Raw genomic sequence first — 17,346 nt, forward strand, 5'->3', positions numbered from 1 at the left:
CGGCCCGTGCTCGGGCAGGATGCCGACGTGGGATACGTGGACGTGGCAGCGGTCGGGCACATCCTTCCCGACGGCCGGGAACTCTACTCCGACGTGTCGTTCCGGGTCGGGGAGGGCGCCAAGGTGGCCCTGGTCGGGCCGAACGGCGCGGGCAAGACGACGCTGCTGCGGATGGTCGCCGGCGACCTGCCGATGAAGACCGGCGCGATCTCGCGCGCCGGCGGGCTGGGCGTGATGCGCCAGTTCATCGGGATGATCGGCGACGAGTCGACGCTGGCCGACCTGGCGCTGTCGCTGGCCCCACCGGCGTTGCGCGACGCCGGCCGCCGGCTGGTCGAGACCGAGGAGGCCATGCGCGCGGCCGAGGTCCGTGGCAAGTACAGCACCGCCGCCGGCAAGGCCCAGCTGGCGTACGCGGACGCGCTCGCGGCCTGGGGAGAGGTCGGCGGGTACGACGCCGAGGTGCTCTTCGACACGGTCGCCACCATCGTGCTCGGCCTGTCCTGGGAGAGCGCCCGGGAACGACCCGTCCGGACCCTGTCCGGCGGTCAGCAGAAGCGCTTCGCCCTCGAACTGCTGCTGCGCGGCCCCGACGAGGTGCTGCTCCTCGACGAGCCGGACAACTTCCTCGACGTGCCCGGCAAACGGTGGCTGGAAGGGCGGCTGCGGGAGTCGACCAAGTCGGTGCTCTACGTCTCGCACGACCGGGAGCTGCTCGCCCAGACCGCCGACCGGGTGGTCGCCGTGGAGGGCGGCAGCGCCTGGGTACACCCGGGCGGCTTCGCGAGCTGGCACTCCGCCCGGCTGGCCCGGCACGCCCGCCTCGACGAGCTGCGCAGGCGGTGGGACGAGGAGCACCAGAAGCTGCGCGAGCTGATGCTGATGTACAAGCAGAAGGCCGCGTACAACGACGGGCTGGCGTCGCGCTACCAGGCCGCGCAGACCCGGTTGCGCAAGTTCGAGGAGGCCGGGCCGCCGCCCGTACCGCCGAAGGACCAGGACATCCGGATGCAGCTCACCGGCGGGCGGACCGGCAAGCGCGCGGTGATCTGCGAGCAGCTGGAGCTCGACGGCCTGACCTTCCCGTTCGACCTGGAGATCTGGTACGGCGACCGGGTCGCGGTGCTCGGCGCCAACGGCACGGGCAAGTCGCACTTCCTGCGGCTGCTCGCCCGGGGCGGCACCGACCCCGACCCGGCCAACGGGCCGGTCGACGGCGCCGCCGCGCTCGCGCCGGTGGTGCACGACGGGGTGGCCCGGCTCGGCGCGCGCGTGCGCCCCGGGCACTTCTCGCAGACCCATGACCGGCCGGAACTGATGACGAAGACCCTCGTCGAGATCCTCTGGCGGGGCGACGAGCACCGGACCGGCATGGACCGGCACGCCGCGATGGCGGCGCTGAGCCGGTACGAGCTGGCGGGGCAGGGCGACCAGCGCTTCGGCACGCTCTCCGGCGGCCAGCAGGCGCGCTTCCTGGTGCTGCTGCTGGAGCTGTCCGGCGCGACGCTGCTGCTGCTCGACGAGCCCACCGACAACCTCGACCTGGCCTCGGCGGAGGCGCTGGAGGCTGGGCTGACCGCGTTCGAGGGAACGGTGGTGGCGGTGACCCACGACCGCTGGTTCACCCGCACCTTCGACCGGTTCGTGCTCTTCCGGGGCGACAACGAGGTGGTGGAGACACCGGAGCCGGTCTGGGACGTGGCGTGATTCCCACCGACCTGGCCGACCGCCTCTGCGCGGTCGACGGCGTCGTCGCCGTCGCGCTCGGCGGCAGCCGGGCCCGGGGCGAGCACCGGCCCGACTCCGACTGGGACCTCGGCCTCTACTACCGGGGCGAGCTGGACGTGCCGGGGCTGCGCGCCGTCGCCGCGTCGGTGGCCGACGAGGCGGTCGAGTTGACCTCGCCCGGCGGTTGGGGGCCCTGGGTCGACGGTGGCGGATGGCTGCGGATCGGCGGGGCGGCCGTCGACTGGATCTACGGCGACCTCGACCGGGTGCACCGGATCTGGGCCGACTGCCGGGCCGGCCGCTACGAGGTCGGTGTGCAGGCCGGGCACCCGCTCGGCTTCTACTCGTGCGCGTACGCCGGCGAGGTGGCGTACTGCCGGGTGCTCGGCGACCCGACCGGTGAGCTGACCGCGCTGCGGGAGGAGACGCTCGCGTACCCGCCCGCCCTGGCCGACGCCCTGACCGCCGGCGGCTGGGAGGCCCGGTTCCTGATCGGCGGCGCGGCCAAGGCCGCCGTGGCCGGCGACAGCGGGTACGTGGCCGGCTGCCTGTTCCGGGTGGTCGGCGTACTCGCCCAGGTGCTGCACGCCCGGGCCGGGCGGTGGCTGGTCAACGAGAAGGGCATGATCGCCTCCGCCGGGCGGCTGCCGGGCGCGCCACCCGACTTCGCCGGGCGGGCGCAGGCGCTGCTGGGCGGGGTCGGGCACACGCCGGACGAACTGGCCGGCACGCTCGCCGCCGCGCGCCGCCTCGTCGCCGACGTGCTCGACTGACTGGTCCACGGTCCACGGGATGTGGGGCGGCTTCGCGGCCCGTGCGCGGCCTCGCCGGCTGCGTGGTGGACTTCGCAGCCCGTGCGTCGTGGTGGGGCTTCGTGGTCTGCGACGTGCGCCGGGCCGGCGGGCATAGGGTGGATCTCGTGACTGAGATGACCTACCGCCGGTTGGGCGACTCCGGGCTCGTGGTGTCCGTGGTCGGCATCGGCTGCAACAACTTCGGCCGCAAGCTCGACCTCGACGGCACCCGGGCGGTGGTCGACGCCGCGCTCGACGCCGGGATCAACTTCTTCGACACCGCCGACATCTACGGAGAGCCGCAGGGCGGCTCCGAGGAACTGCTGGGCCAGGCGCTCAAGGGCCGGCGCGACGACGTGGTGGTGGCCACCAAGTTCGGCATGGACATGAACGGCATGAACGGCCCCGACTTCGGCGCCCGGGGCGCCCGCCGCTACATCGCCCGGGCGGTGGAGGCGTCGCTGCGCCGGCTCGGCACCGACCACATCGACCTGTACCAGATGCACGAACCCGACCCGGGCACCCCGATCGACGAGACGCTCGCCGCGCTCGACGACCTCGTCCGCGCCGGCAAGGTCCGCTACCTGGGCAACTCCAACTTCGCCGGCTGGCAGATCGCCGACGCCGACTGGGTGGCCTCGTCGAACGGCCGGTCCCGGTTCATCAGCGCACAGAACCACTACAGCCTGCTGGAGCGCGGCGTCGAGGCCGAGGTGGTGCCGGCCTGCGAGCGCTTCGGCCTCGGGCTGCTGCCGTTCTTCCCGCTCGCCAACGGGCTGCTCACCGGCAAGTACAAGCGCAACGAGGCCCCGCCGGCCGGCAGCCGCCTCGCCGGTGGCGGCCGGTACGCCCAGCGCCTCGCCGCCGCCGACTGGGACACCATCGAGGCGATCGAGGCGTACGCCGCCGAGCGGGGGCTGTCGATGCTCCAGGTGGCGATCGGCGGGCTGGCCGCCCAGCCGGCGGTGACCTCGGTGATCGCCGGCGCCACCACGCCCGAGCAGGTACGCGCCAACGCGGCGGCGGGCACCTGGCAGCCCACCGACGAGGACCTCGAAGCCCTGCGCGCGACCTTCTGATCCACGTCGACCCCGCCCGGGCAGTCACGGGTGGAACACCACGGACCCTTCCGACCCCGGGAGACGTGCTTGGTGTTCCACCCGTCGGCATCGCTCGTCGTTGTAGTGGCGCTGGTGCCGGAGCGAACGTGCCCGCTGCTGGGAGTGGAACGTCAGGGCTGTCACCGAGGGCGGGTCAGACGGCGGTGTGGCGTTCGCGCAGGGCGGCGGTGACGAGGCGTACCGTCCGGTTCCGGTGCCGGAGCACGTCGCCGGCGGTGAAGCGCAGGACGATCCAGCCGGCCGCGCGCAGCGCGTTCAGGCGGGCGACGTCCTGCCGGAACTGGACGCGCTCCCGGTGGTGGTCGCCGTCGTACTCGACCGCGACACGCAGCGTCGGCCATGCCAGATCGACCCGGCCGGCGAGCCGCCCTCGGGAGTCGCGCACGTCGTGCTGCGCCGTGGGTGGGGGCAGGCCGCTGTCGAGCAGGAGCAGCCGCAACCGGGTCTCCATCGGAGACTCGCTCAGGGGCTCGGCCAACGCCAGCACCTCCCGCAGCAGCGGCAGTCCGGGCCAACGACGACGAGCGTCGGCGTAGGCCCGTAGGGCCGGCAGCCTCACCACCCGACGGTGCAGCAGTGCGTCGACGGCCACCAGAGCCTCGGCGCGCGGCGCCTGTCGCCCGAGATCGAACGCCGTCCGCAACGGTGTGGTGACCGGTAGGCCGGCGAAGCAGGTCAGGTCGCCTTCCGGCAGGTGTGAACGGGTGACCGACAGTCGGGGATGCGGACGCAGTCTCGCCGAGCGAGGCAGGAGAACACTGACCGGCGGGTCCCGGGCCAACAGGTCGACGCCCCACAGGTACGCGGCACTCGTTCCGGCGATCGCAGCGCCAGCGGGCAGAAGCAGGGCCACCGCATCGCACCAGAGCCGATGGTCAGGAGCGCGCAGCGCGTCCCGGTGCACGTACACGTCGGGCAGCAGGCGTTGCCAGGCCGAAGCCCGCAGCATGGCGCGGGTCAGGAGGCCGTCGGCGATCGCGGCGCTGGCCCGGAACGGCAGGAAGGCCAGGCGGGGTGGCACCCGGGCGGCGGAGGGCATCCGGACAGCATCGCGTGACGGGACGGTCACGCGCCGCCCCGTCCCTCGGGTTCGGGCGGTCGATGTGAAATCGGCGTCCCGATCTTGGCGGATCCGCCGATCCGTCGTACGGTGACACCCGCAAGTGACCCACGGGAGCCCGGTGGACCGGGCTGAGAGGGGGGCTGTGAGCCCCCGACCGTCGAACCTGATCCGGGTAATGCCGGCGCAGGGAGGAGTGTTGCCGTGCCGTCCCTCGGGCGACTGCATCTCATCACCGACACCCGACCCGGGCGGGACCCGCTCACCGTGCTGCGGGCCGCCCTTGCGGTGGCCCGCGCGGAACTGGTCGTGCAGGTCCGCGTGGAGGACGACGCCACCGACCGGGAGGCGTACGACCTGACCCGCCGGGTGGTCGCGCTCTGTGCCCCGTACGACGTCACCTGCCTAGTGAACGACCGGCTGCACGTGGCGCTGGCGGCGGGTGCCGCCGGTGGGCACGTCGGCGCGGACGACCTGCCGGTCGGGGCGGCCCACGGGGTGCTCGGCGCGACCGCCGTGCTCGGCGCCACCGCCCGCGAGCCGGGGACGGCCGCCGAGGCGGTCGCCGCCGGGGCCAGCTACCTGGGCGTGGGCCCCTGTTATGTCACCGGCACCAAGGCGAGGCTGCCGGCGCCGATCGGCCCGGCCGGGGTACGCGCCGTCGCCGACGCCGTGGACGTGCCGGTCGTCGCGATCGGCGGCGTGACCGCCGCGCGGGTGCCCGCGCTGCTGGCCGCCGGGGCGTACGGGGTGGCGGTGGTGGGGGCGCTCTCCGGGGCGGCGGATCCCGCCCGGACGACGGCGGATCTGCTGGGAGCGCTGGGGTGCTGAACCGGCCGGACGTCGCCGTGGTGGGGGCGGGACCGGTCGGGCTGGCGATCGCCTGGCGCTGCGCGCAGCGCGGACTGCGGGTCGTCGTGCACGATCCCGCCCCGGGCTCCGGCGCATCCCACGTCGCCGCCGGGATGCTCGCCCCGGTCGCCGAGGCGTACTTCGGCGAGCACGAGCTGACCGGGCTGCTGACCGCCTCCGCCGCCCGCTGGCCGGCCTTCGCCGCCGAGCTGACCGCCGCCGCCGGCGTGGACGTCGGCTACCGGACCGAGGGCACGCTGATGGTCGGGCTGACCGCCGACGACCTGGCCGAGGCGCGCCGGCTGTGGGCGTACCAGCAGGGGATCGGGCTGCCGGTGACGCCGCTGCGCCCTTCGGCGCTGCGGGACCGCGAGCCGGCGCTGGCACCCCGGGTGCGCGGCGGCGCGCTCGCCGCGACCGACCACCAGGTCGACCCGCGCCGGCTCGTGCCCGCGCTGCGCACGGCCGCCGAGCGGGCCGGCGCCACGCTGGTGCCCGCCGCCGTGCGCTCCCTGTCCGAGGTGGACGCCGCGGTCACCGTGGTCGCGGCCGGCTGCGGCGCGGCGGCCCTGACGGGACTGCCCGTGCGGCCGGTGAAGGGTCAGGTGGTCCGGCTCCGCGCGCCCGGCGGCGGCGCGCCGGGCTTCCGGCACGTCATCCGGGGGTACGCCGACGGCGAGCACGTCTACCTCGTGCCCCGCGCCGACGGGGAGGTGGTGGTGGGCGCGACCGTCGAGGAACGCTCCGACACCGACGTGTCCGCCGGGGCGGTGCTGCGCCTGCTCCGCGCCGCCGTCGACCTGCTGCCCGAGCTGGCCGAGTACGACCTGGTGGAGACGCTCGCCGGCCTGCGCCCCGGGACTCCCGACAACGCCCCGATCCTCGGCCCGCTGCCCGGCCGGCCCGGCGTGCTCGCCGCCACCGGACACCACCGGCACGGCATCGTGCTCACCCCGGTCACCGCCGACCTGATCGCCGAGCTGGTCGTCACGGGTGCGGCGGACCCACTCCTCGCCCCCTTCAGCCCGGCCCGGTTCGGTCACGACTTGTCCGCATCCGAGGAGGAGCACACGTGGAACTGACGGTGAACGGTGCCGGGCGCAGCCTGCCCGGCGGCTCGACCGTGGCGGACCTGGTCCGCGCGGTCACCGACCAGCAGCGCGGCCTCGCCGTCACGGTCAACGGGGAGGTGGTGCCGCGTACGGGCTGGCCGGCGACCGTGTTACGCGACGGCGACCGCGTCGAGGTGCTCAGCGCCGCCCAGGGCGGGTGACGCGGTGAGCTTCGACCTGGGCGGCGTGAGCTTCACGTCCCGGCTGATCCTCGGCACCGGCGGCGCGGCCAACCTGCGCGTGCTGGAGGACGCCATCCGTGCCTCCGGCACCGAACTGGTCACCCTGGCCCTGCGCCGCGTCGACACCGCCCCCGGCACCGCCGGCGGGCTGCTGGACCTGCTGGACCGGTGCGGCGTACGGCTGCTGCCGAACACCGCCGGCTGCTACACGGCGGGCGAGGCGGTCAAGGTGGCCCACCTGGCTCGGGAGGCGTTCGGCACCGACTGGGTGAAGCTGGAGGTGATCGGCGACGAGCGCACGCTGCTGCCCGACGGGGTGGAGCTGCTGCGCGCCGCCGAGGAGCTCGTCGACGACGGGTTCGTCGTCTTGCCGTACACGTCGGACGACCCGATCCTGGCCCGCCGACTGGCCGACGTGGGCTGCGCCGCGGTGATGCCGGCGGGCGCGCCGATCGGCTCCGGCCTGGGCGTGTCGAACCCGCACCACATCCGGCTGATCCGGCAGGGCGTCGACGTGCCGGTGATCCTGGACGCCGGCATCGGCACCGCCTCCGACGCCGCGCTGGCCATGGAGCTGGGCTGCGACGCCGTGCTGCTCGCCAGCGCGGTCACCCGTGCCGCCGACCCGGTGGCGATGGCCACCGCGATGCGGTACGCGGTCGAGGCGGGCCGGCACGCGTACGGGGCGGGCCGGATCGCCCGGCGCTTCCACGCGCTCGCCTCCACCCCGGACGAAGGACGGCCGGACCTGTGACCCGTCCCGCCCCCGGCCCCGGTTCCGCTTCGCCCCCGGGTGCCGTTTCGGCACCCCCGGCTGTCGTTTTGGCGCTGGCTCCGGCCGTCGCGCCAGCTTCGGCTTTGAATCTTGGTACGGAAGCGCCCCTGGAGGGGCCGTTTCCTACCAAGATCTCGGGCGGGCCGGCCGGCGTCCTGTTGCTGACCGACCGGCGGCAGGCTCGGCAGCCGTTGGCCGAGGTCGTGGCGGGGGCGGTGGCCGGGGGAGTGCGGTGGGTGGTGCTGCGGGAGAAGGACCTCCCGTGGGCCGAGCGCGCCGCCCTCGCCGCCGAGCTGCGCGCGATCCTCGCCGAGGCGGGCGGCACCCTGATCGTCGCTGGCCCCGACCCGCTCGACGGCGACGCCGTGCACCTACCCGCCGCGGGACCGTACCCGCCGCCGAGGCTCGGCCTGGTGGGCCGCTCCTGCCACGACCGGGCGGAGCTGGCGCGACTGACCACGGAGGACTACGCCACCCTCTCGCCCGTCTACCCGACCAGCACCAAGCCCGGCTACGGCCCACCCCTGCGCCCCGAGGGGCTCGGCGAGCTGATCACGGCCAGCCCCGTGCCGGTTCTGGCCCTCGGCGGTGTGCAGAGCCCGGACCAGGTGACCGCCTGCGTCGAGGCGGGCGCCGTCGGCGTGGCGGTGCTCGGCGCGATCATGCGCGCCGACGACCCCGAGACAGCAGCCGCCACCCTCACGGCAGCCGCCGCCGCGGCGAGCCGGACGGGGCACGGCAGCTCAGATCCTGATGCGACGACGCGCAGCCGGCGGGACCGCACGGAGGTCCCCGGGACGGGGCTGCGGCCGACCGTGCCCACGGAGGGATCAAGCCTGACCGCCCGGAGTGGGCACGGTCGGCCGCAGCCCTCAAGCGCAACGACCGCGCAGGCCCGGCCCGTGCCCCCGTACGCCATCACGGAAGAGGAACGATGACCCCGACGACCGTGCTCACCATCGCCGGCTCCGACTCCGGCGCGGGCGCCGGCATCCAGGCCGACCTGAAGGTCTTCGCGGCCCTCGGCGCGTACGGCACCAGCGTGATCACCGCGGTCACCGCGCAGAACACGAGGGGCGTCGACGCCGTGCTGCCGCTGCCGCCGCGCACCGTCACCGAGCAGCTCGACAGTGTGCTCGCCGACTTCACCGTCCGCGCCGTCAAGACGGGGGTGCTCGGCACCCCGGCGGTCGCCGACGCGGTGGCGGACGCCGCCAAGGAAGGCCGGCTGCCGCACCTCGTCGTCGACCCGGTGCTCATCGCCACCAGCGGGCACCGGCTGGGCGTGGTCGCCGCCGTGGAGCGGCTGTTGCCGTACGCGCAGGTGGCGACGCCGAACTGCGCGGAGGCCGCGGCCATCACCGGACGCCCGGTGACCACGGTCGAGGAGATGGTGACCGCCGCCGAGGCGCTGGCCGCCGGCGGGTCGGCGCACGTGGTGGTGACCGGCGGCGACGTGGACGCCGGCGGTGAGGCGGTCGACGTGCTGCACGGCGGCGGCGTCACGACCCTGCTCCGCGCGCCGCGGGTCGACACCCGGCACAACCACGGCACCGGGTGCTCGTTCTCGGCGGCGATCGCCGTCCGGCTGGCGCTCGGCGACCCGGTGCCGACGGCGGTCGCCGCCGCCAAGGAGTACGTCCTCCGCGCGCTGACCGGCGCGCGGCACTGGGAGCTGGGCGCGGGACGCGGCCCGCTGGACCACTTCGGCTGGTCCGCTTGATCACCAGGGAGGCTGTCGTGCAGGCACGTCGCAAGGTGTACGTGGAGGGGTCCCGGCCGGACGTGCGGGTGCCGTTCGCCGAGGTGGAGCTGACCGGCGACAACCCGCCGCTGCGGCTCTACGACACCTCCGGCCCCGGCTCCGATCCGGAGGTCGGGCTGCCGCCGCTGCGTGCGGGGTGGATCGCCGAGCGCGGCGACGTCGCACCGGTGCGGGGCGCGGGCACCCCGCTCGCGGGCGCGGACGGCCGCCGCCCCACCCAGCTCGCGTACGCGCGGGCGGGCCTGGTGACGCCGGAGATGGAGTTCGTGGCGGTCCGGGAGGGGATGGCGCCGGAGTTCGTCCGGGACGAGATCGCCGCCGGTCGGGCCGTGCTGCCGCTCAACGTCAACCACCCCGAGTGCGAGCCGGCCATCATCGGCAAGGCGTTCCTGGTGAAGGTGAACGCCAACATCGGCACCTCGGCGGTCTCCTCGTCGGTCGCCGAGGAGGTGGAGAAGCTGACCTGGGCGACCCGGTGGGGCGCGGACACCGTCATGGACCTGTCGACGGGGAAGCGGATCCACGAGACCCGCGAGGCGATCGTGCGGAACTCGCCGGTGCCGATCGGCACCGTGCCGATCTACCAGGCGCTGGAGAAGGTCGGCGGCGACCCGGTGAAGCTGAGCTGGGAGGTGTTCCGGGAGACCGTGATCGAGCAGGCCGAGCAGGGCGTCGACTACATGACGGTGCACGCCGGGGTGCTGCTGCCGTACGTGCCGCTGGCGGTGGACCGGGTGACCGGGATCGTGTCGCGGGGCGGCTCGATCATGGCGGCCTGGTGCCTGGCGCACCACGAGGAGAACTTCCTCTACACGAACTTCGCCGAGCTGTGTGCGCTGCTCGCGCGCTACGACGTGACGTTCTCGCTCGGCGACGGGCTGCGTCCCGGCTCGATCGCGGACGCCAACGACGAGGCGCAGTTCGCCGAGCTGCGCACCCTGGGCGAGCTGACGAAGGTCGCCTGGGAGCACGACGTGCAGGTGATGATCGAGGGCCCCGGCCACGTGCCGATGCACAAGATCAAGAAGAACGTGAACCTCCAGCAGGAGTGGTGCCACGAGGCGCCGTTCTACACCCTCGGCCCGCTGACCACGGACATCGCCCCCGCGTACGACCACATCACGTCGGCGATCGGCGCGGCGATGATCGGCATGTTCGGCACCGCGATGCTCTGCTACGTCACCCCGAAGGAGCACCTGGGGCTGCCGGACCGCGACGACGTGAAGGCCGGCGTGATCGCGTACAAGATCGCGGCGCACGCGGCCGACCTGGCCAAGGGCCACCCGGGCGCGCAGGCGTGGGACGACGCGCTCTCCAGGGCACGGTTCGAGTTCCGCTGGGAGGACCAGTTCAACCTGTCGCTGGACCCGGAGACCGCGCGCTCGTACCACGACGCCACCCTGCCGGCGGAGCCGGCGAAGACCGCCCACTTCTGCTCGATGTGCGGCCCGAAGTTCTGCTCCATGAAGATCACCCAGGAGCTGAAGGAGTACGCGGCGCGCGGCATGCAGGACAAGTCGGAGGAGTTCCTCTCCTCCGGTGGCCGGGTCTACCTGCCGCTCGCCTGAGCGGCGCGACCGGGCGTCCGGCGACGACGCCCGTCCCCGCCGACGTTCGGGAGGAGGGCGGACGCCGCCCCGGCTCCGGTACCCCGGGCGGGGCGGGCGTCGCCCGGTCGGGTCAGTCGCGGTGGTGGCGGCCGGTGGAGCGCAACGACCGCCGGCCGCTCTCCTGCTCGGGTTCGTTGTCCAGGACCGGCTTGCTGAGGCCGGTGACCCAGTCCACGTACTCCTCGTCCTGCGCCGGCAGCGGCTCGGACCCCCGGTCGGCCGGGGCGTCCTCGGCCCGGGGCCGGTTGCGGCGGAACAGACCCAGCCGGCCCCGGCCCCGCCCGGTGGGCTGCTCGGCCTCGGCGGCTGACGGGGAGCCGGGCGCCGGCGCCTCCGCCCGGGCGGTGGGGATGCCGTTCTCCGGCGCGACGTCGACGGGCGCCGGGGCGGGACCGCCCCGTCGTGCGGTGGCGAGCGCCTCCCAGCTCGCGGCCCGGGCCAGGTCGGGCATCGGGGCCCGGTGGCGGGGCCGGGGCGCCGGGTCGGGCGCGGGTTCTGTGGCCGGCTGTGCCGCCTCGGCCGTGCCGTCGGCCTGGGGCCGGGGCGAGACCGGCCAGGCCGGGGCGGGCGGGGACGGGGGGCCGGCGTCCGGCTCGACGGCCCGGCCGGGAGCCGCCCCGCCGTCCGCCGCGAAGAGCGGCATCGGGCGAGGGCCGCTGTCGTGCGACCCCGGTACGCCGGAACCCGCAACGGCCGTGCTGCCGGGCGCGGCGTCGCCCGTGGCGCCGGACTCGGGACCGGTCGTGCTGCCGGCTGCAGCGTCGGCCGTGCTGCCGGACCTGGCCTCGGCTTCGGTCGTGCTGCCGGACCTGGCCTCGGTCGTGGCGCCGGACCTGGCCTCGGTCGTGGCGCCGGACCTGGCCTCGGTCGTGCTGCCGGACTCGGACCCGGCCGTGACGCCGGACTCAGACCCGGCCGTGTTGCCGGGCGCGGGGCTGGTCTTGGTGTCGGGTCCGGTGCCGGCCGGGGCGCCGGGCTGGGGGCTGGTCGTGGTGCCGGGTGCGGTCGTGCTAGTCGTGGTGTCAGGCGCGGCGGAGGCGTCCGGGGACGGCGACGACATCGCCGCGCCGGGCGCGGTGGCCCCGGTCTCGGGGGCGCTCGTGGCGACGGGTCCCGGGCCCGCACCCTCCGGCGCCACCGTGGCGGCGGGCTGGCGCGTCGAGCGGGGCTTACGGGCGCGGCGGGGCTTGGGCGCGTTCGGGACCACCCGCTGGTCGGGGACCGCTTCTGCCGGCTGTCCTGCGGGTGCCGGTCCCTTGGCCGGCTGTGCCGGTCCCTCGGCCGGCTGTCCTGCGGGCGTCGCTGCGCTGGCCGGCTGTCCGTCGGGCGCTGCCGCCCCGACCGGCTGTACCGCAGTCGCCGCCCCTCCGGTCGACCGTTCGGCGGGCGTCACCTCGCCGGCGGGCTGCGCGTCGGGCGTCGTCTTCCCTGCTTGCGGCGCCTCGTCGGCGACCGGTGCCGCCGGGACGCTCGGGGTGGCCGGGACGGTCGGTGCCAGCGGCGCCACCGGGGCAGCCGGTGCCACCGGTGCAGCCGGAACGCTCGGTGCGACCGGTGCAGCGGCAGCGCTCGGTGGCATCGGTGCGACGTGGGTGCCCGGGGCGCGCTCGTCGGTGCTGTCCTGGGTGCGGGTGGGCTCCGGTTCGCGCGGTCGGTCGACTGTGGGCGGGTTGCCGGGAGCCGAGGCCGCCGGTTCGGCCGTCCACGCGGGAACCGCGCCCGCCCGGACGCCGGCGGCGGGAGCCGGGACGGTTCCTCCGTCGGCGGGCCAGTCCCAGTGCGGGGGCACGGCCCGGGGCGCCGGGCCGTCGCCGGTGGCGGCGGTGACCGCGCCGGAGCCCGTACCGCCGCCGGCCTGGTCGGCGACGACCAGGGTGGCGCCGGCCAGGTCGACCGTCTCCGGGTCGCCGCCGCCGGTGGGCGCCGGGGTCTGCGGCAGGGCCGGACCGGTGGGCAGCGGCCGGAGGATGTCGGTCGGCTCGATGGCCCCGGTGGGGGCGGTGCGCGTGACGAGCGGCCAGCGCAGCAGCGCGGCCGCGGCCGACCCGAGCGCGCCGAGGGCCACCGCGAGCAGCGCCGCGTAGTACGGCGTGAGTTGGTAGCGGTCGGCGGTGTCGCCCGGACCGGCGGTCAGGTAGGCGAACGCGACCAGCGCCGGTCCCGCCACCCCCGTCGCGCCGCTGACCAGCGGCGGGTGGCCCCGCCACCGGGCCAGCCCGCCGGTCGCCGCGCCGGCCAGCAGCGCCACCAGCGGCAGGACCACCAGGGCCAGCCCCTGCACCGCGCCGGCGTCGAGGGACGCCGGCTCCAGCACCCCCAGTCGTACGGTGTCCAGCGGGCCGGTCGAGACCAGCGACGGGGCCGCCGAGACCAGGGCCAGCAGCCAGAGCGCGCCCGCGATCGCCGCCACGTTCCATCCCACCGGCGGCTGAAGCAGGACGGCGACGGCGGCGCCCGCGCCCACCAGCGCACCGAGGACCGCGCAGATGCCGACGGCCCAGACCGGATCCATCGAGACGAGTTCGGCCGCCCGGGCCGGCTGCATGCAGAGCGGCGCGACGATGGTGGCACCCAGCGCGGCGGCGCCGGCGACGGCGAGCAGGCGCCCGGTGCCGGCCAGCCCGCCGTCCCGGCGGGCCAGGCGCTCGGTGAGCACCGCGCCCACCACGGCGGCGTTCGCCGCGAACCAGCCCGCCCAGACGAGCTGGGCCGGCCACTGGTTGACGGTGGCGCCGGTGAAGGTGCCGGAGAGCCGGACGATGCCGAAGCCGAAGGCGATGCCGAGCTGACCGGCCCCGGCCAGCAGGCTCACCCCGAGCGCGGTGAGCAGCAGTCTGCCCCAGGTCCGAAAGGCCATGTCCGGCACGTTACGCACCTGTTGACCAGGCCGCCACCGGCGCGCCGCGAGCCGGGGGGCGACCCGCCGGACGGCGGTTACTTCAGTTCGACCAGCCGGGCCAGGTACGTCGTGTCGCCCACGTTGGTCAGCATGTGCACGGCGCCCGGATCCCGGTAGACCACCCCGCCGGTCGGCTCGTCGGCGTCGATGAGGGTGCCGTCGATCGTCTGTACGACGTTCTTCGCGCCCTGGATCGCCACCACGAGGTACGGGTGGTCGTGCCGGTGCAGCGGCTGCCGTTCGCCCGGCTCCAGCCGGATGTGCCAGACGCGGACGCGGTCGTTCTCGTACACGATCTCCTGGCCCACCGGGCCGAGTTCGAGGTGTGCGTCGGTCATCGGGTTCCGTCCAGTCGGGGGAGCACCTCGGCGGCGATGAGCTCCAAGTGGTCGAGGTCGGCGAAGTCGATCAGGCGCAGGTGCACCCGGGTGGCGCCGACGGCGGCGAACTCGCCGATCCGGTCGACGAGCTGCGCGGGCGAGCCGACCACCGCGTCCTCCGGCGGCAGCGCGCTCGTGACGTGCAGCGGGGCGGCGCGGCGGTGCGCCTCGGCGTCGGTACGGCCGATCGCCACCACGATGCCGGCGGAGAGGGTGAGCGGGGCGCGTCCCGACTCGGCCCGGCCGGCCCGGTCGCAGGCCTCCCGCACCCGCTCGTACGCGGCGGCGGTCTCCGCGACCGTCTTGAACGGCATGTTGAACTCGTCGGCGTACCGGGCGGCGAGGTCGGGGGTGCGCTTCGGGCCGCGGCCGCCGACGATGACCGGCGGGCCGGGCACCTGCACCGGCTTCGGCAGCGCGGGGGCGTCCACCAGCCGGTAGTGGTCGCCGGTGAAGCTGTACGTCTCGCCCGGCGGCGTCCGCCACAGCCCGGTGATGATCTCCAACTGCTCGGCCAACCGGTCGAAGCGCTCGCCGACCCCGGGGAACGGGATGCCGTAGGAGGTGTGCTCGCGTTCGTACCAGCCGGCGCCGATGCCGAGGTCGACCCGGCCGCCGCTCATCTGGTCCACCTGGGCCACCATCACGGCCAGCGGGCCGGGCAGCCGGAAGGTGGCGGAGGTGACCAGGGTGCCGAGCCGGATCCGGCTGGTCTCGCGGGCCAGCGCGGCCAGCGTCAGCCAGGCGTCGGTCGGGCCGGGGGGCGCGGGCTCGTCACCCATCGCCTGGTAGTGGTCGGCGCGGAGGAAGCCCTCGAAGCCGCCGTCCTCGGCCAGCCGGGCGAAGCGGAGCTGGTCGTCGTAGCTGGCGCCCCGGTGCGGCTCGGTGAAGACGGTGACCCGCATGCTCATCGTGTTTCCGCGCCGGCTGTCACCGGCAGGTCCCGCTCCATGAGGAGTTCGTGCAGGTCGGCGCTGACCCGGGCGACGTCCGCCAGGTGCGCGTTGCGGCCGAGGGTGCGCGGTCGCGGGATGTTCACGTCGACCACCTTGCGGATCCGGCCGGGGCGGGGGCTGAGTACGACCACCCGGTCGGCCAGCAGCACCGCCTCGTCGATCGAGTGGGTGACGAAGACGACGGTGGCCCCGGAGGTCATGTGCACGCGCTGCAACTCGCCGGAGAGTTCCTCGCGGGTGAGCGCGTCGAGCGCGGAGAACGGCTCGTCCATCAGCATCACCCGGGGCTCGCCGATCAGCGACCGGCACAGCGAGACCCGCTGCTGCATGCCGCCGGAGAGTTCGTGCGGCAGCCGCTTCTCGAAGCCGCCCAGCCCGGCGAGTTCCAGCAGTTGCCGGGCCCGGTCGCGGTGCTTGGCCCGCTTCCAGCCGAACATCTCGACCGGCAGCAGGACGTTGTCCAGGACGGTGCGCCAGGGGAGCAGGGCCGGCCGCTGGAAGAGCATCGCGATGTCCGGGCGGGGCTTGGTGATCGGCGCACCGGCCACGGTGATCCTGCCCTCGCTGACCGGGAGCAGCCCGGCGATCAGGCGCAGCATCGTGGACTTGCCGCAACCGGAGCGGCCGAGTACGGCGACGAACTCGCCCGCCGCCACGTCGAGGTCGATGCCGCGCAGCGCCTCGACCCGGCCGCTGCGGCCGTCGAAGGTGCGGGACACCCCGGAAAGCTTGATCATCTCCGGCGGACCTCCTGAGTCGGCGATCAGCGATCGCGGCCCAGGGTAACCGCCCGGTGTGGACGACACGCCGTCCGGGGTGGAAGCGAGGATTTTTCCGTAACGAAACCCATACGCGGGGCATTGTCGGGGCCGGTTTCTCGTACGCTGTGCCAGCTAAGAGTCCCCTCACGACGGTTTGCCGGCCCAACCCCTCGGCCGGCCCGCCAGACAACCCCCTCCGGCGGCGGCGCGCCGCTCCGGTCGGAAAGGACATGGTGCACTGATGAGAAGGCTGACCCGTACGGTCGCTGCCGCTGCGCTGGCCACCGCCCTCGCCCTGGTCTCCGGGTGCAGCGGCGACTCGGACTCCGGCGCCGACGCCAAGGGCGGCAACGGCGCGGCGTTGGAGAAGGTGACCTACCTCACCTCGTTCGGCAACTTCGGCCGTGACTCCTACGCCTGGGTCGCTAAGGAGAAGGGCTTCTTCAAGGAGGCCGGGTTCGACGTCGACATCAAGCCGGGTCAGGGCACAGGCGCGGTGATCCAGCAGGTCGTCGGCGGGCAGGCCCAGTTCGGCCCGATCGACCTCACCGGCGGTCTGCTCCAGCTCGGCGGCGGCCAGGCCAAGGACTTCGTCGCGGTCGCGGCGATCCAGCAGCGCACGATGGCCGCCATCGCCACCGTCGAGGGCAAGGGCATCGCGTCGCCCAAGGACCTGGAGGGCAAGAAGCTCGCCGACACCGAGGGCTCCGTCGTGCGCAACCTCTTCCCGACGTACGCCCGGATGGCCGGCGTGGACGCCAGCAAGGTGCAGTGGGTCAACGGCCAGGCGCAGGCCCTGATGGGCATGCTCGGCAACGGCACGGTGGACGGCATCGGCCAGTTCGTCGTCGGCCAGCCCACGATCGAGACGGTGACCAAGCAGAAGGCCGTCATGCTGCCCTACAGCAACGTGATGCAGGACCTCTACGGCAACGTGCTGATCACCTCCTCCAAGATCGCCAAGGAGAAGCCGGAGATGGTCAAGCGGTTCACCGGGGCCCTGTTGAAGGGCCTGGACTACGCGCTGACCAACCCGCAGGAGGCGGGCGAGCTGCTGAAGAAGAACGTCGACGCCGCCAACCCCGCCGCGGCCGCCGCCGAGCTCCAGCTCATGGCCGGCTACGTGCGCTCCAGCAACTCCGGCACCCAGCTCGGCACCCTGGACAGCGGCCGGGTCGCCAAGAGCATCGCGATCCTGCAGGGCGCCGGCGCGCTCAAGCAGAACATCACCCCCGACCAGATCATCGACTTCAGCCTCGCGCCGAAGGCCTGACAGCCGCCCACCGTGGCACGGGGGTGCGGTCGACCGGGGCGACCCGGTGGACCGCACCCCCCGTCGCGTGCCGGCCCG

Annotated in this window: 15 protein-coding genes, 1 pseudogene and 1 riboswitch; of the genes and pseudogenes, 11 read left to right on the forward strand and 5 right to left on the reverse strand. The window is 74.8% G+C overall.

Annotation, left to right across the window (positions count from 1 at the left end):
• Positions 1 to 27: 27 nt before the first annotated feature.
• From ACPXCB_RS21240 to ACPXCB_RS21250, 3 genes are all read left to right on the forward strand, one after another.
• The gene (locus ACPXCB_RS21240) at positions 28 to 1,707 is read left to right on the forward strand and encodes an ABC-F family ATP-binding cassette domain-containing protein (protein WP_425877322.1); all 1,680 of its coding nucleotides are present in this window, start codon (positions 28 to 30) and stop codon (positions 1,705 to 1,707) included.
• The gene (locus ACPXCB_RS21245; RefSeq protein ID WP_425877323.1) at positions 1,704 to 2,501 is read left to right on the forward strand and encodes a nucleotidyltransferase domain-containing protein; all 798 of its coding nucleotides are present in this window, start codon (positions 1,704 to 1,706) and stop codon (positions 2,499 to 2,501) included. Before ACPXCB_RS21240 ends, ACPXCB_RS21245 begins: the two co-directional genes overlap by 4 nt.
• A 137-nt stretch (positions 2,502 to 2,638) precedes the next feature.
• A complete protein-coding gene (locus ACPXCB_RS21250) occupies positions 2,639 to 3,601 on the forward strand; it encodes an aldo/keto reductase (protein ID WP_425877324.1) in 963 nt (320 codons plus the stop codon).
• Positions 3,602 to 3,776: 175 nt separating this feature from the next.
• Here the strand turns inward: ACPXCB_RS21250 and ACPXCB_RS21255 are convergent, their stop codons facing one another.
• Entirely contained in the window at positions 3,777 to 4,682 is a 906-nt protein-coding gene (locus ACPXCB_RS21255) for a DUF559 domain-containing protein (protein ID WP_425877325.1), read from the reverse strand.
• Positions 4,683 to 4,804: 122 nt separating this feature from the next.
• Positions 4,805 to 4,913, forward strand: a riboswitch (TPP riboswitch).
• On the opposite strand from ACPXCB_RS21255, the gene ACPXCB_RS21260 reads away from it, so the two are divergent.
• The 7 genes and pseudogenes from ACPXCB_RS21260 to thiC all read left to right on the forward strand — a co-directional run bounded on the left by ACPXCB_RS21260 (position 4,908) and on the right by thiC (position 10,957).
• Complete coding sequence (locus ACPXCB_RS21260) at positions 4,908 to 5,534, forward strand: thiamine phosphate synthase (protein ID WP_425877326.1); 627 nt, start codon at positions 4,908 to 4,910, stop codon at positions 5,532 to 5,534. (Overlaps the previous riboswitch by 6 nt.)
• Positions 5,528 to 6,637, forward strand: a complete 1,110-nt coding sequence (gene thiO, locus ACPXCB_RS21265) for a glycine oxidase ThiO (RefSeq protein WP_425877327.1) — start codon at positions 5,528 to 5,530, stop codon at positions 6,635 to 6,637. The genes ACPXCB_RS21260 and thiO overlap by 7 nt, the downstream gene beginning before the upstream one ends.
• Positions 6,628 to 6,828: a sulfur carrier protein ThiS gene (gene thiS, locus ACPXCB_RS21270; protein WP_425877328.1), complete on the forward strand. Its 201-nt coding sequence runs from the start codon at positions 6,628 to 6,630 to the stop codon at positions 6,826 to 6,828. The genes thiO and thiS overlap by 10 nt, the downstream gene beginning before the upstream one ends.
• 4 nt (positions 6,829 to 6,832) lie before the next feature.
• Positions 6,833 to 7,603, forward strand: coding sequence for a thiazole synthase (locus ACPXCB_RS21275; RefSeq protein ID WP_425877329.1), 771 nt, complete (start codon positions 6,833 to 6,835; stop codon positions 7,601 to 7,603).
• A 152-nt stretch (positions 7,604 to 7,755) separates the two neighbouring features.
• Positions 7,756 to 8,358, forward strand: a pseudogene (locus ACPXCB_RS21280) (thiamine phosphate synthase); the annotation flags it as partial.
• A 200-nt stretch (positions 8,359 to 8,558) separates the two neighbouring features.
• Positions 8,559 to 9,347 carry a bifunctional hydroxymethylpyrimidine kinase/phosphomethylpyrimidine kinase gene (gene thiD, locus ACPXCB_RS21285; protein WP_425877330.1) on the forward strand — a complete coding sequence of 263 codons (789 nt, stop codon included), beginning with the start codon at positions 8,559 to 8,561 and terminating at the stop codon, positions 9,345 to 9,347.
• 17 nt (positions 9,348 to 9,364) lie between these two features.
• Complete coding sequence (thiC, locus tag ACPXCB_RS21290) at positions 9,365 to 10,957, forward strand: phosphomethylpyrimidine synthase ThiC (protein ID WP_425877331.1); 1,593 nt, start codon at positions 9,365 to 9,367, stop codon at positions 10,955 to 10,957.
• A 112-nt stretch (positions 10,958 to 11,069) separates the two neighbouring features.
• On the opposite strand, the gene ACPXCB_RS21295 is transcribed toward thiC, so the two are convergent.
• The 4 genes from ACPXCB_RS21295 to ACPXCB_RS21310 all read right to left on the reverse strand — a co-directional run bounded on the left by ACPXCB_RS21295 (position 11,070) and on the right by ACPXCB_RS21310 (position 15,971).
• A complete protein-coding gene (locus ACPXCB_RS21295; protein WP_425877332.1) occupies positions 11,070 to 13,856 on the reverse strand; it encodes a hypothetical protein in 2,787 nt (928 codons plus the stop codon).
• 77 nt (positions 13,857 to 13,933) lie between these two features.
• Entirely contained in the window at positions 13,934 to 14,236 is a 303-nt protein-coding gene (locus tag ACPXCB_RS21300) for a cupin (protein ID WP_088998381.1), read from the reverse strand.
• Positions 14,233 to 15,183 (reverse strand): LLM class F420-dependent oxidoreductase, encoded by a 951-nt coding sequence (locus ACPXCB_RS21305; RefSeq protein ID WP_425877354.1) that lies wholly within the window; start codon positions 15,181 to 15,183, stop codon positions 14,233 to 14,235. Before ACPXCB_RS21305 ends, ACPXCB_RS21300 begins: the two co-directional genes overlap by 4 nt.
• Before the next feature lie 2 nt (positions 15,184 to 15,185).
• On the reverse strand, positions 15,186 to 15,971 hold the full coding sequence (locus ACPXCB_RS21310; protein WP_151454592.1) for an ABC transporter ATP-binding protein: 786 nt from the start codon (positions 15,969 to 15,971) through the stop codon (positions 15,186 to 15,188).
• A 265-nt stretch (positions 15,972 to 16,236) separates the two neighbouring features.
• Here ACPXCB_RS21310 and ACPXCB_RS21315 point away from each other — a divergent pair, with 265 nt between their 5' ends.
• A complete protein-coding gene (locus ACPXCB_RS21315) occupies positions 16,237 to 17,268 on the forward strand; it encodes an ABC transporter substrate-binding protein (protein ID WP_425877333.1) in 1,032 nt (343 codons plus the stop codon).
• Positions 17,269 to 17,346: the final 78 nt, after the last annotated feature.

Source organism: Micromonospora sp. DT62 (assembly GCF_049847285.1).
GTDB classification, from domain to species: domain Bacteria; phylum Actinomycetota; class Actinomycetes; order Mycobacteriales; family Micromonosporaceae; genus Micromonospora; species Micromonospora reichwaldensis.

Bases quoted from the DNA above. Each gene is read 5' to 3' on its own strand.
- ACPXCB_RS21310 (WP_151454592.1), bottom strand. From the start codon at position 15,971: ATGATCAAGCTTTCCGGGGTGTCCCGCACCTTCGACGGCCGCAGCGGC.
- ACPXCB_RS21300 (WP_088998381.1), bottom strand. From the start codon at position 14,236: ATGACCGACGCACACCTCGAACTCGGCCCGGTGGGCCAGGAGATCGTG.
- ACPXCB_RS21295 (WP_425877332.1), bottom strand. From the start codon at position 13,856: ATGGCCTTTCGGACCTGGGGCAGACTGCTGCTCACCGCGCTCGGGGTG.
- ACPXCB_RS21255 (WP_425877325.1), bottom strand. From the start codon at position 4,682: ATGCCCTCCGCCGCCCGGGTGCCACCCCGCCTGGCCTTCCTGCCGTTC.
- ACPXCB_RS21305 (WP_425877354.1), bottom strand. From the start codon at position 15,183: ATGCGGGTCACCGTCTTCACCGAGCCGCACCGGGGCGCCAGCTACGAC.
- thiD (WP_425877330.1), top strand. From the start codon at position 8,559: ATGACCCCGACGACCGTGCTCACCATCGCCGGCTCCGACTCCGGCGCG.
- ACPXCB_RS21315 (WP_425877333.1), top strand. From the start codon at position 16,237: ATGAGAAGGCTGACCCGTACGGTCGCTGCCGCTGCGCTGGCCACCGCC.